General features: G+C 61.1%; 12 protein-coding genes. 9 read left to right on the forward strand and 3 right to left on the reverse strand.

Annotated features, from left to right (window positions below; all coding sequences use genetic code 11):
- Positions 1-52: 52 nt before the first annotated feature.
- On the reverse strand, positions 53-511 hold the full coding sequence (locus ACU680_RS26485; protein WP_448180965.1) for an REP-associated tyrosine transposase: 459 nt from the start codon (positions 509-511) through the stop codon (positions 53-55).
- Positions 512-721: 210 nt separating this feature from the next.
- Positions 722-1,162, reverse strand: a complete 441-nt coding sequence (locus tag ACU680_RS26490) for a GlcG/HbpS family heme-binding protein (protein ID WP_003222968.1) — start codon at positions 1,160-1,162, stop codon at positions 722-724.
- Between the two features lie 268 nt (positions 1,163-1,430).
- Here ACU680_RS26490 and gcl point away from each other — a divergent pair, with 268 nt between their 5' ends.
- The 8 genes from gcl to ACU680_RS26530 all read left to right on the forward strand — a co-directional run bounded on the left by gcl (position 1,431) and on the right by ACU680_RS26530 (position 11,255).
- Positions 1,431-3,206 (forward strand): glyoxylate carboligase, encoded by a 1,776-nt coding sequence (gene gcl, locus ACU680_RS26495; RefSeq protein ID WP_108590493.1) that lies wholly within the window; start codon positions 1,431-1,433, stop codon positions 3,204-3,206.
- Positions 3,207-3,382: 176 nt separating this feature from the next.
- Complete coding sequence (gene hyi / locus ACU680_RS26500) at positions 3,383-4,165, forward strand: hydroxypyruvate isomerase (protein WP_448180966.1); 783 nt, start codon at positions 3,383-3,385, stop codon at positions 4,163-4,165.
- A 201-nt stretch (positions 4,166-4,366) separates the two neighbouring features.
- Positions 4,367-5,260, forward strand: a complete 894-nt coding sequence (locus tag ACU680_RS26505) for a 2-hydroxy-3-oxopropionate reductase (protein ID WP_007961653.1) — start codon at positions 4,367-4,369, stop codon at positions 5,258-5,260.
- A gap of 170 nt (positions 5,261-5,430) precedes the next feature.
- Positions 5,431-6,705, forward strand: coding sequence for a glycerate kinase type-2 family protein (locus ACU680_RS26510; RefSeq protein ID WP_448180967.1), 1,275 nt, complete (start codon positions 5,431-5,433; stop codon positions 6,703-6,705).
- Positions 6,702-8,117: a pyruvate kinase gene (pyk, locus tag ACU680_RS26515; RefSeq protein WP_448180968.1), complete on the forward strand. Its 1,416-nt coding sequence runs from the start codon at positions 6,702-6,704 to the stop codon at positions 8,115-8,117. Before ACU680_RS26510 ends, pyk begins: the two co-directional genes overlap by 4 nt.
- Positions 8,118-8,317: 200 nt before the next feature.
- The gene (locus ACU680_RS26520; RefSeq protein ID WP_448180969.1) at positions 8,318-9,232 is read left to right on the forward strand and encodes an urea transporter; all 915 of its coding nucleotides are present in this window, start codon (positions 8,318-8,320) and stop codon (positions 9,230-9,232) included.
- Between the two features lie 21 nt (positions 9,233-9,253).
- The gene (locus tag ACU680_RS26525; RefSeq protein WP_448180970.1) at positions 9,254-10,078 is read left to right on the forward strand and encodes an ion transporter; all 825 of its coding nucleotides are present in this window, start codon (positions 9,254-9,256) and stop codon (positions 10,076-10,078) included.
- A gap of 181 nt (positions 10,079-10,259) precedes the next feature.
- Positions 10,260-11,255: a sulfate ABC transporter substrate-binding protein gene (locus tag ACU680_RS26530; protein ID WP_007961659.1), complete on the forward strand. Its 996-nt coding sequence runs from the start codon at positions 10,260-10,262 to the stop codon at positions 11,253-11,255.
- Between the two features lie 238 nt (positions 11,256-11,493).
- Here ACU680_RS26530 and ACU680_RS26535 read toward each other — a convergent pair whose 3' ends face one another.
- Entirely contained in the window at positions 11,494-12,114 is a 621-nt protein-coding gene (locus ACU680_RS26535) for a hypothetical protein (protein WP_448180971.1), read from the reverse strand.
- Between the two features lie 243 nt (positions 12,115-12,357).
- Here ACU680_RS26535 and ACU680_RS26540 point away from each other — a divergent pair, with 243 nt between their 5' ends.
- Complete coding sequence (locus ACU680_RS26540) at positions 12,358-13,545, forward strand: MFS transporter (protein WP_400762046.1); 1,188 nt, start codon at positions 12,358-12,360, stop codon at positions 13,543-13,545.
- Positions 13,546-13,684 lie beyond the last annotated feature (139 nt).

The raw sequence follows: 13,684 nt of genomic DNA on the forward strand, positions 1-13,684 counted from the left end.
CAAGAACCTGTGGGAGCTGGCTTGCCAGCGATGGCGGCAACTCAGTATCAGATCAAACCCAGATGGCATCCCACAGCGGGTAATCACCGAGCCTTTCCACCAATCCTGCCCGCAATGGATTGGCCACTACATAGCGCGCCATCTTCACCAGATCATCTTCCCGCCTCAATGCACGGTCATGGAAACCCTGCTGCCAGAGCGGCCCGCTACGGCCGATGGATAAATTCACTTCTTTGGTTATCAGCGACTTGGTTTCACCCATCAGCCTTCTGAGCGAACAGTTTTCCAGCTCAACGAGCCAATGAAAATGGTCAGGCATGACCACCCACGCCAGTGACTTTGCCAGCCCAAGCTCTTGTGCCCGCCGGAATTGACGAACAACCAATCTGCCCAAAGCGAAGTCAGCAAAGATCGGCTCGCGATGAAGTGTGTTGGTTGTCAGTAGATAGGTTCGATTGGCTTCGGCGTAGCGGCCGGTTCGCAGACGATGAGAAGCGGGAAGATCAGGCAATACATTGCCCCTTCATGATGAGTTCATCAGAAGGCTAGACCGCAGCGATCGATTTGGACGGGGCAGTCTTTTATCACGATGTGTCAGTCGGGCCGCCATCGCTGGCAAGCCAGCTCCCACAGTGGTTTGTGTCGTTCACAACTCGTTGCCCAATACAAAACCTTGTGGGAGCTGGCTTGCCAGCGATGACTTTCGATCAGACGCTACAGATCAAGCCGCCACCCCCGCATCCGCCCTTAAATCCAGCGCCTCCACCGCTTTGATCGCCACCTGCTCATCAATATCCGACAGATCGCCGCTGATCCCGATCGCGCCCAGCACATTCCCCGCCTGATCACGGATCAACACCCCGCCCGGGGCCGGGACGACGCTGCCCTGGCCCATGCTGTTGAGTGCGGCGATGAAGGCCGGGCGTTGTTGCGCGTCCAGCGCCAGCAGGCGTGAGCCCTTGCCCAGGGCGATGGCGCCCCAGGCCTTGCCGATGGCGATGTTCGGGCGCAGCAGGCTGGCGCCGTCTTCGCGTTGCAGGGTGATCAGGTGGCCGCCGGTATCGAGTACCGCGATGGTCAGCGGCGCAGCGTTGATGCCGCGCCCGGTGCTGATGGCCTGGTTGACCAGGTTGACTGCGACTTTCAAGGTTAAAGCGCTCATGGTGCCGTCCTCATTTTGTTATTGGGAAAGTCGTGGGGCTGCGCGTTTGTGCCGCAGCCCGATGCCACAAATAGAACACAATGAATTATTTTTTTGTATACAATAATTCTCGAAAAGCGCCACATGCGACGAAAAGCCACAGTAGAAACGGCTTCCGACGAATGAAACAGGCGCTTGAGAAAATGGATTGACCTGCGCCGTCCGCCGTGAATACACTCTGCGCAAAGCCACTTGTATACAATTACAAAACGTAAAGAGGCACAAAACCATGAGCAAAATGAGAGCAATCGAAGCCGCCGTTCTGGTGATGCGCCGTGAAGGGGTTGATACCGCTTTTGGCATTCCGGGTGCTGCGATCAACCCGCTGTACTCCGCACTGAAAAAAGTCGGTGGCATCGATCACGTCCTCGCTCGCCACGTCGAAGGCGCGTCGCACATGGCCGAGGGTTACACCCGCACCAAGGCCGGCAACATCGGCGTGTGCATCGGTACGTCCGGCCCGGCCGGTACCGACATGGTCACCGGGCTCTACAGCGCCTCGGCCGACTCGATTCCGATCCTCTGCATTACCGGCCAGGCACCCCGCGCCCGTATGCACAAGGAAGATTTCCAGGCCGTCGACATCACCAGCATCGTCAAGCCCGTCACCAAGTGGGCGACCACGGTTCTGGAGCCGGGCCAGGTGCCTTACGCGTTTCAGAAAGCCTTCTACGAAATGCGCTCCGGTCGTCCAGGCCCGGTGCTGATCGACCTGCCGTTCGACGTGCAGATGGCTGAAATCGAATTCGACATCGACGCTTACCAGCCACTGCCGCTGGCCAAACCGACCGCGACCCGCGTTCAGGTCGAGAAGGCGCTGGCTTTGCTGGATCAGGCCGAGCGCCCATTGCTGGTGGCCGGTGGCGGCATCATCAACGCCGACGCCAGCGATCTGCTGGTGGAGTTCGCCGAGCTGACCGGTATTCCGGTGATCCCGACCCTGATGGGCTGGGGCACCATCCCTGACGATCACCCGCTGATGGTCGGCATGGTCGGTCTGCAGACGTCGCACCGTTACGGCAACGCCACGATGCTCAAGTCCGACGTGGTGCTGGGCATCGGTAACCGTTGGGCCAACCGTCACACCGGTTCGGTCGACGTCTACACCGAAGGGCGCAAGTTCATTCACGTCGACATCGAAGGCACGCAGATCGGCCGCGTGTTCACTCCGGACCTGGGCATCGTTTCCGACGCCGCTGCGGCGCTGACCGTGTTCATCGAAGTCGCCCGTGAATGGCAAGCCGCCGGCAAGCTGAAAAACCGCAGCGCCTGGCTGCAGGATTGCCAGCAGCGCAAGGCCAGCCTGCAGCGCAAGACCCACTTCGACAACGTGCCGGTCAAGCCGCAGCGCGTTTACGAAGAAATGAACCAGGTGTTCGGCAAAGACACCTGCTACGTCAGCACCATCGGTCTGTCGCAGATTGCCGGCGCGCAGTTCCTGCACGTCTACAAGCCGCGTCACTGGATCAACTGCGGTCAGGCCGGCCCTCTGGGCTGGACCATTCCGGCAGCGCTGGGCGTGGTCAAGGCCGATCCGAACCGTAAAGTCGTGGCCCTGTCGGGGGACTATGACTTCCAGTTCATGATCGAGGAACTGGCGGTCGGCGCTCAGTTCAAACTGCCTTACATCCACGTCGTGGTGAACAACTCGTACCTGGGCCTGATCCGTCAGGCCCAGCGCGGGTTCGAAATGGACTACTGCGTGCAGCTGTCCTTCGATAACCTGAACGCGCCGGAACTCAACGGTTACGGTGTCGACCACGTCGCAGTCGCCGAAGGCCTGGGCTGCAAGGCACTGCGTGTGTTCGAACCAGCGGACATCGCCCCTGCCCTGCGCAAGGCCGAAGAGCTGATCGAAGAGTTCAAGGTGCCGGTGATCGTCGAAATCATCCTGGAGCGTGTAACCAACATCTCCATGGGGACCGAGATCAACGCCGTCAACGAATTCGAAGACCTGGCGCTGGTCGGCAACGACGCGCCAACGGCGATTTCGCTGCTCGATTAACTGCTGACCGCTCTCCCTGTGGGAGCTAGCCATGTGGCGAGGGAGCTTGCTCCCGCTCGGCTGCGAAGCAGTCGTAACGCTTTTGGGGCCGCTGCGCGCCCCAGCGGGAGCAAGCTCCCTCGCCACACAGGCTCGCTCCTACAAGGGGAACCTCACAAGATTTACGGGAGACCACCATGCCGCGTTTCGCAGCCAACCTGTCCATGCTGTTCACCGAACAGGATTTCCTTGCCCGTTTCGACGCCGCCGCCAAGGCCGGTTTCAGTGGTGTGGAATACCTGTTCCCGTACGACTTCAGCTCCGCCGAAATCAAGGCAAAGCTCGATGCCAACGGTCTGACCCAAGTGCTGTTCAACCTGCCGGCCGGTGACTGGGCCAAAGGCGAGCGCGGTATCGCGTGTCTGCCGGACCGGGTCGAAGAGTTCCGCGCCGGGGTCGATCTGGCGATTGCCTACGCGCAAGTGCTGGGCAACACCCAGGTCAACTGCCTGGCCGGTATTCGTCCGCAGGGTATTGATGACGCAACCGTTGAGAAGACCTTCGTCGCCAACCTCAAGTATGCGGCCGACAAGCTGCAGGCGGCCGGTATCAAACTGGTGATGGAAGCGATCAACACCCGCGACATCCCGGGTTTCTACCTGAACAACACGGCGCAAGCCCTGTCGATTCGCGAGCAGGTCGGCAGCGCCAATCTGTTCCTGCAATACGACATCTACCACATGCAAATCATGGAAGGCGATCTGGCCCGCACCCTGCAATCGCACCTGGCCGAGATCAACCACGTGCAGCTCGCGGACAACCCGGGGCGCAACGAGCCGGGTACCGGCGAGATCAACTACCGCTTCCTGTTCGAACACCTGGATCGCATTGGTTATCAGGGATGGGTGGGTTGCGAGTACAAGCCGCTGACCACCACTGAAGCCGGTCTGGGCTGGCTGAAAACCCACAACGCGATCTGACGAACACTGCAAAACCCTTGTGGCGAGGGAGCTTGCTCCCGCCCGGCTGCGAAGCAGTCGTAAACCCTGCACACCGGTTTTGCCTGATACACCGCGATGGATGGTTTTAGGGGTGCTTCGCCCCCCAGCGGGAGCAAGCTCCCTCGCCACAAGGTGTGCCAGGCCCATTATCTGGCTACATAAAAACAAGAGGATTTTCTCATGGCTAAAATCGGATTTATCGGCACCGGCATCATGGGCCACCCAATGGCTTCGAACCTGCAGAAAGCCGGTCACAGCCTGTTCCTGTCGGCGCACCACGACGCCGCCCCGGCCGATCTGGTCGCCGCTGGCGCCGTCGCCCTGGCCAACCCGCGCGAAGTGGCGCAGGAAGCCGAATTCATCATCGTCATGGTGCCGGACACCCCACAGGTCGATGACGTGCTGTTCCGCGCTGACGGCATTGCCGCCGGCATCGGCAAAGGCAAAGTGGTGATCGACATGAGCTCGATCTCGCCGACCGCCACCAAGGCTTTCGCCAAGAAGATCAACGAAAAAGGCGCGCAATACCTCGACGCCCCGGTATCCGGCGGTGAAGTCGGCGCCAAGGCGGCGACCCTGAGCATCATGGTCGGTGGCGACGCCGATGCCTTCGAACGCGCCCTGCCGCTGTTCCAGGCCATGGGCAAGAACATCACCCTGGTCGGTGGCAATGGCGACGGTCAGACCGCGAAAGTGGCGAACCAGATCATCGTCGCGCTGAACATTCAGGCCGTGGCGGAAGCCCTGCTGTTCGCCTCGAAAAACGGTGCTGATCCGGCCAAGGTGCGTGAGGCGCTGATGGGCGGTTTCGCTTCGTCGAAGATCCTCGAAGTGCACGGCGAGCGCATGATCAAGGGTACTTTCGATCCAGGCTTCCGCATCAGCCTGCACCAGAAGGACCTGAACCTGGCCCTGCAAGGCGCCAAGGAGCTGAACATCAACCTGCCGAACACCGCCAACGCCCAGCAAGTGTTCAGCACCTGCGCGGCCATCGGTGGCAGCAACTGGGACCACTCGGCGCTGATCAAGGGTCTGGAACACATGGCCAACTTCTCGATTCGCGACAAGAAATAATCTGCGCTTCTGGCTCGCTCCCTGTGGGAGCGGGCTTGCCCGCGATGGCATCGACTCGGTCCGTCTGAATGACCGCGGCGCCTGAATCGCTGGCAAGCCAGCTCCCACAAGGATCGCGTTGCTGCACCGTTGTCGTTCCATCCCAATAACAAGAATTCCGGGAGCCCGCCATGTCGGTCGATCCGCAACAACTGCTGCGCGAGCTGTTTGCCACAGCCATAGACGCGGCCCATCCGAACCAAGTCCTCGAAGCCCATCTGCCTGCCGATCGCACGGGTCGGGTAATCGTCATCGGTGCTGGCAAGGCCGCCGCTGCCATGGCGCAAGTGGTCGAGCGCAGCTGGCAGGGTGAAGTCTCCGGTCTGGTGGTGACCCGTTACGGTCACGGCGCTCCGTGCGAAAAAATCGAAGTGGTCGAAGCCGCGCACCCGGTGCCGGACGCTGCCGGTCTGGCCGTGGCCAAACGCGTGCTGGAACTGGTCAGCAACCTGAGCGAAGACGACCGCGTGATCTTCCTGCTGTCCGGTGGCGGCTCTGCCCTGCTCGCCCTGCCGGCCGAAGGCATCACCCTCGCCGACAAGCAGTCGATCAACAAAGCCCTGCTCAAATCCGGCGCGACCATCGGCGAGATGAACTGCGTGCGCAAGCACCTCTCGGCGATCAAAGGCGGACGCCTGGGCAAGGCCTGCTGGCCTGCCACGGTTTACACCTACGCGATTTCCGATGTGCCGGGCGACCTCGCCACGGTCATCGCCTCCGGCCCGACCGTGGCCGACCCGAGCACCTCCGCCGAAGCGCTGGCGATCCTCAAGCGCTACGGCATTGAAGTCCCGGCCTCGGTACGCAACTGGCTGCAAAGTCCGGAATCGGAAACCGTCAAACCCGGTGATCCGAGCCTGGCCCGCAGCCACTTCCAGCTGATCGCCCGCCCGCAGCAATCGCTGGATGCCGCGGCGGTGAAATGCCGTCAGGCCGGTTTCAGCACGCTGATCCTCGGCGACCTCGAAGGTGAATCCCGCGAAGTGGCGAAAGTCCACGCCGGCATCGCTCGGCAGATCATCAATCATGGGCAGCCACTCGCTGCGCCGTGCGTGATTCTGTCCGGCGGCGAAACCACGGTGACCGTGCGCGGCAATGGTCGCGGCGGGCGCAACGCCGAATTCCTCCTTAGCCTCACCGACAGCCTCAAGGGCCAGCCCGGCGTCTACGCGCTGGCCGGTGACACCGACGGCATCGACGGCTCGGAAGACAACGCCGGCGCGATCATGACCCCGGACAGCTACGCCCGCGCCGCCGCCCTCGGTTTGAGCGCCAGCGACGAGCTGGATAACAACAACGGTTACGGCTACTTCGAGGCGCTCGACGCGCTGATCGTCACCGAGCCGACCCGCACCAACGTCAACGACTTCCGCGCCATCCTGATCCTTGAGAACTGCAAATCATGACGCCTGATAAAAAGGTCAAAATCCTCGCCACCCTCGGGCCTGCCGTCGATGGCATCGAAGACATCCGTGAACTGGTCGAGGCCGGGGTCAACATCTTCCGCCTGAACTTCAGCCACGGCGATCACGCCGACCACGCCAAGCGCTATCAGTGGATCCGCGAAGTCGAGCGCCAGCTCAACTATCCGCTGGGCATCCTGATGGATTTGCAGGGGCCGAAACTGCGCGTCGGCAAGTTCGCCGACGGCAAGGTGCAGCTGCATCGCGGTCAGGCGTTTCGCCTCGATCTGGACGCCACACCGGGTGATGAACGCCGAGTGAATCTGCCGCACCCGGAGATCATCGCCGCGCTCGAAACGGGCATGGATCTGCTGCTGGATGACGGCAAACTGCGCCTGCGTGTGGTCAGCAAATACACCGACGCGATCGACACCACCGTGCTCAATGGCGGCGAACTGTCAGACCGCAAAGGCGTGAACGTGCCGCAAGCGGTGCTCGACCTCAGCCCACTGACGGCCAAGGATCGCCGCGACCTGAGCTTCGGTCTGGAGCTGGGTGTGGATTGGGTGGCGCTGTCGTTCGTGCAGCGCCCGCAAGACATTCTCGAAGCCCGCGAGCTGATCGGCGACAAGGCGTTCCTGATGGCGAAAATCGAGAAGCCATCGGCGGTTGAGCAACTGCGCGAAATCGCCCAGTTGAGCGACGCGATCATGGTCGCTCGCGGCGATCTCGGTGTGGAAGTGCCGGCGGAAAGCGTGCCGCAAATTCAGAAGAACATCATCAGCACCTGCCGCGAACTGGGTAAACCGGTGGTGGTGGCGACGCAGATGCTCGAATCGATGCGTTTCTCCCCGGCACCGACCCGCGCCGAAGTCACCGACGTCGCCAACGCCGTGGCCGAAGGCGCGGATGCGGTGATGCTCTCGGCCGAAACCGCCTCCGGCGAATACCCACTGGAAGCCGTGCAGATGATGAGCAAGATCATCCGTCAGGTGGAGAACGGTCCGGACTATCAGACCCAACTCGACGTCAGCCGACCGAAAGCCGAGGCGACCGTATCCGATGCGATCAGTTGCGCGATCCGCCGCATCAGCAACGTGCTGCCAGTGGCGGTGCTGGTCAACTACAGCGAATCGGGCGCCTCGACATTACGTGCCGCGCGGGAACGGCCGAAAGCGCCGATCCTCAACCTGACGCCGAACCTGCAGACGGCACGGCGCTTGAGCGTGGCGTGGGGTATTCACTCGGTGGTCAATGATCGCCTGCGTCAGGTTGATGAAGTGTGTTCGACGGCGCTGGAAATCGCTCAGGCACAGGGCATGGCCGAGCGCGGCGATACGCTGCTGATCACCGCCGGTGTGCCGTTCGGGCAGCCGGGATCGACTAATTCGCTGCGGATCGAAACACTGATCTGACTAGCAATACAAAACCTGTGGCGAGGGAGCTTGCTCCCGCCCGGCTGCAAAGCAGTCGTCGCTTTTAGGGCATGACGGTTTTCACAGAAGAGCCGCATTAACCCATTTTGGGGCCGCTTCGCGACCCAGCGGGAGCAAGCTCCCTCGCCACGGTTATTGGCAAGACCCTTTGATTGTCCAACTGCCCAGATTTTTTCAACATGCCTGCCAATCATTTCAACACCCACTGCCCCGACTGGGCCGAGGCTTTGCTCAACGGTTTCAGTCAGATATTCCTCCAGCGCCATCCGCTGTGCGGCCTATTGTGCCTGCTGGCGATCCTGCTCACCGCGCCGGTACTGTTTGCCGGCGCGTTGCTCGGTGCCGTCGCCGGATTGCTCACCGCGCAACGGCGCAACTATGCCAAGGCGGATCGTCAGGCCGGATTGTTCAGCTACAACGGCGTGCTGCTCGGCTTGTTGCTGAGCCTGTATTTCCCCTGGTCACCGCTGCTGCCGCCGCTGATTCTGGCGGCTGGCGGCCTCAGTGCGATGGTCACTCAGCAGTGGCTCAAGCATGTGTATCGCAGCCGTTCCATACCGGCTTACACCTCGCCGTTCGTGGCCATCAGCTGGATCCTGTTGCTGTTCGCCGAACCGTCCGCGCCGATGGCGCACATCGAGATGAACACGCTGAACCTGCTCGCCGCTGAACTGCGTGGGTTGGGCCAAGTGATGTTCCTCGGTCATCCGCTGGCCGGCGCATTGATCGGCATTGGCCTGTTGGTCGCTGATCGCCGGGCGTTCTGCTGGGCATTGCTGGCGTCGGCCATCAGTCTCGCATCCAGTCTGCTGCACCACGAAACCGCTGCTGCGCTGCTGGGGCTGGGCAGTTACAACGCGGTGCTCGCCGCCCTCGCCTTCAGTTCGCAGCGCCAACAACCGTGGCTGCCGCTGGTGGGCATCGTCCTTGCGCTGCTGGTCACGCCGCTGTTTGCTGCCATGGGCCTGGCGACGCTGACCGCGCCGTTCATCCTCGCCGGCTGGCTGATCCGCGCCGGGATCCAGATGCTCGGCAAAGCGGCCGTCGACGCCACGCCTTGCGCACAGGGGGACAATCAACCTAGGCTGCGCTGATCTTCAATTCAGGCGTTATCCATGGACAGCAGCAACAGTTGGCGTGAACGGCTTTACGTGATGATTTTCCAGAGCGACACCCTCGCCGGGCGGCGCTTCGACGGCACCTTGCTGTTGATCATCCTTGCCAGCCTGGTGGTGGTGATGCTCGACAGCATCGACAGCATTCACCAGAACTACGCCGATGTGCTGGCCTACATCGAGTGGGGCTTCACCGTGATCTTTCTCGGTGAATACATCCTGCGCCTGTACTGCTCACCGAAACCGTTGCGCTACGCCTTCAGTTTCTACGGACTGGTGGATCTGCTGGCGATCGTGCCCGGGATCCTCGCGCTGTATTACAGCGATGCGCAGTACCTGCTGATCATCCGCATCATCCGCATGCTGCGGATCTTTCGCGTGCTCAAGCTCAGCCCGTACCTCAAGCAGGCCAACTATTTGATGTCGGCGCTGCGCGGCAGCAAGCAGAAGATCGTGGTGTTTCTGGTCAGCGTCTGCACCCTGGTGACGGTGTTCGGCACCCTGATGTACGTGATCGAAGGCCCGGAACATGGCTTCACCAGCATCCCCAAAGGCATCTATTGGGCTATCGTGACCCTGACCACCGTCGGCTTCGGCGACATCGTGCCCAAGACTCCGCTGGGCCAGGTGATTTCCTCGCTGGTGATGATCACCGGTTACTCGATCATCGCCGTGCCCACCGGGATTTTCACTGCAGAACTGGCCAACGCCATGCGCGGCGAACAACTGCAGCACGACTGCCCGGTGTGCAAGAAAAACAGCCATGAACATGGCGCGGCGTTCTGCTCACGGTGCGGTAATCAACTGTTCAAGAAATTGGAATAAGCACAGAGCTTTTTAATCTTTAAACGACTATGCGTGCCCCGTTATAGTCAGTGGCAATTAAACATCACCCCCTGTAGGAGCTGCCGCAGGCTGCGATCTTTTGATCCTGATCTTCTAAAAACAAGATCAAAAGATCGCAGCCTGCGGCAGCTCCTACACAAAACAAAACAAGGAATGCGCAGTGAAAAAACTCTTTGGCGCCTCACTTCTCGCCGCCGGTCTTGCCTTTGGCAGCGTGGCTCAAGCCGCACCGACCCTGCTCAACGTCTCCTATGACGTGATGCGCGATTTCTACAAGGACTACAACACTGCGTTCCAGAAACACTGGCAGGCCGAGCATAACGAAAACATCACAGTGCAGATGTCCTTTGGCGGTTCGAGCAAGCAGGCGCGTTCGGTGATCGACGGTCTGCCGGCTGATGTCATCACCATGAACATGGCGACCGACATCAACGCCCTCGCCGACAACGGCAAACTGGTGCCGGAGAACTGGGTCACCCGCCTGCCGAACAACAGCGCGCCGTTCACCTCGGCCACGGTGTTCATCGTGCGCAAAGGCAACCCGAAAGCCCTGAAAGACTGGCCCGACCTGCTCAAGGACGGCGTGCAGGTGATCGTGCCGAACCCGAAAACTTCGGGCAATGGCCGCTACACCTACCTCTCGGCCTGGGGCTACGTGCTGAAGAACGGCGGTGACGAGAACAAGGCCAAGGACTTCGTCGGCAAACTGTTCAAGCAAGCGCCGGTGCTCGATACCGGTGGCCGCGCCGCGACCACCACGTTCATGACCAACCAGATCGGCGACGTGCTGGTGACCTTCGAGAACGAGGCCGAGATGATCGCTCGCGAATTCGGTCGCGATCAGTTCGAAGTGATCTACCCAAGCGTCTCCGCCGAAGCCGAGCCACCGGTGTCGGTGGTCGACAAAGTGGTCGACAAGAAAGGCACCCGCGCCGCCGCCGATGAATACCTGAAGTACCTGTGGTCGCCGGAAGGCCAGGAAATCGCCGCCGCCAACTACCTGCGCCCACGGGATCCGGCGGTGCTGGCGAAGTACACCGACCGTTTCCCGAAAGTCGACTTCCTGTCGGTGGAAAAGACCTTCGGCGACTGGCGTTCGGTGCAGAAGACTCACTTCAATGATGGCGGGATCTTTGATCAGATCTACAGCCAGTAAGATTTGGCGGACATGAAAAAGGCGACCCTCAGTGGTCGCCTTTTTCATGGCAGTTTTGCCCTCACCCCAGCCCTCTCCCGGAGGGAGAGGGGGCCGGCCGAGGTGCCTGGCGAGTTACATCGACCTGAAAGACCTTATAGATTATGGATTCGGCAACGGAGTTTCAGGTCAGCGTATTGCTTCAGCATCCCCCAATCAGTTCCCTCTCCCTCCGGGAGAGGGTTAGGGTGAGGGGCTTTTACATCGGCGGCGTGACGCCATCCTTGCCGGCGGAAATCGATTGCGCCGTTAATGTGCCGTCGCCGTCCTGGGTGACGAAGCTGACAATCTTCACCCCAACCTTGAGCAAACTCCGATCCCCCGGCGTCAGATTGACGATCGGTACATCCTCCGGCACCAGGATCTTCTGCTGCCCGCCCTTGTAGTTGACGGTCAGCACCCGTCCATTGCTCACCACTAGATCGCCGACGCTGCCATTGGTCATGCTGCTGCCCTTGGCCAGATCAAAGGGCCGATGGCCGTCACCGCTGCCGGCCAGTTCCGGTGGGAATACGTGCACTTCCATTGCCTTGAGCGTGCCATCCTCCTGCGGCATGGCGGCCGAACCGATGTAGCTGCCGGGCTTGATGTCCTCGATATTGGCCAGGGTGACGGCGCGAACCTTGGTGTCCGGGTTCAACCGGATCACCACGTTCTCGCCGCTATTGACGTGGACTTTCAGCGAGTCGGCGCTGACCCCGGTGATCTCGCCGCGCACGCCGAGCCGCGTACCCGGGGCATCAGCGGCCTGCACCGCATTGGCACTGAGCAAGCCGATCAAGGCAATCGTGGTGGTGTGACGCAGCAGCTGGCGCAACATGGCAATCCTCCGGTGATGAACAGTAAAAGCGCAGCGGTAAACATAAGCACGCTATCGAAGAAGATGTAAGTGAATGTATCATCTGCCCTCCCCGGCCGGACGCAAGGTTCGCCGATGGACGACACCGCCGCTGAAGCCAATTATTCCGCAACGGAATAACTGCTATCGATACAAGGCTTCTACCGCCGCTCCGGTGCGTCCCTTAGCCTCACCGCATTCCCTTTCGCTGGATCGAGAAACCTTATGAACGCCACAACTCACGCAATGACCCGAGGCATGGTGCTGCTGTTCGCCTTCTGCTGCGGCGCGATCGTCGCCAACATCTACTACGCGCAGCCGATCATCGGCCTGATCGCGCCGGACATCGGTCTCTCCGACACCATGGCCAGCTTCATCGTCTCGCTGACGCAGATCGGTTATGCGCTGGGCCTGTTCTTTCTGGTGCCGCTGGGCGACCTGCTGGAGAACCGCCGGCTGATGATCATCACCACCGTGGTGGCGATTGCCAGCCTGCTCGGCGCGGCGTTCACCAGTCAGCCGAATGTGTTCCTGCTGATCTCGTTGCTGGTGGGTTTCAGTTCGGTGTCGGTACAGATCCTGATTCCGCTGGCCGCGCATCTGGCGCCGGAAGAATCCCGGGGCCGGGTGGTCGGCGGGATCATGGGCGGCCTGCTGTTGGGCATCCTGCTGGCGCGACCGGTGTCGAGCGTAGTGGCTGACCATTTCGGCTGGCGCGCGATGTTCATGATTGCTGCGGCGTTGATGGCGGCGATCAGCGTGGTGCTGGCGTTGACCGTGCCCAAGCGTCAACCGGATCACAGCGCTACATACGGCCAACTGATCGGCTCGCTGTGGACGCTGCTGCGCCAGCAACCGGTGCTGCGTCAGCGAGCGTTTTATCAGGGCTGCATGTTCGCCACCTTCAGTCTGTTCTGGACCGCGGTGCCGCTGGAACTGGCGCGCAACCACGGTCTGTCGCAAAGCGAGATCGCGATCTTCGCCCTGGTCGGCGCCATCGGTGCCATCGCCGCGCCGATCAGCGGCCGCCTGGCTGACGCCGGCCACACCCGCATCGCTTCACTGCTGGCCATGCTGTTCGCCAGCCTGAGCTTTCTGCCGGCGTTCATTCATCCGGCCTACAGCGTCATCGGCCTGGCCGTGACCGGCGTGGTACTGGACTTCTGCGTACAGATGAACATGGTCCTCGGCCAGCGCGCGGTCTACTCGCTGGACGCCAAAAGCCGTGGTCGCCTGAATGCGCTGTACATGACCAGCATCTTCATCGGCGGCGCCTTCGGCTCGTCGGTCGCCAGTGCGGTGTATGAGCATGGCGGCTGGTTGTGGATCGTGATTGTCGGTAGCGCGTTCCCGCTGCTGGCGCTGTTGCGATTCTTGAGTGTTTCGCAGCGTGGCTCATTGGCAACGGCGTAAGACGTCAACGCATCGCGAGCAGGCTCGCTTGTATGTTTAGACTTGAAGGGGTGGGCGGGACTACAGACTCGATTCTGACTCTGACCAGTACAGACCGTGGGAGACTTCTCGTCCCGCCCCTTCTACCCAAAGCGCCAAT

Source organism: Pseudomonas sp. LF020, assembly GCF_053456425.1.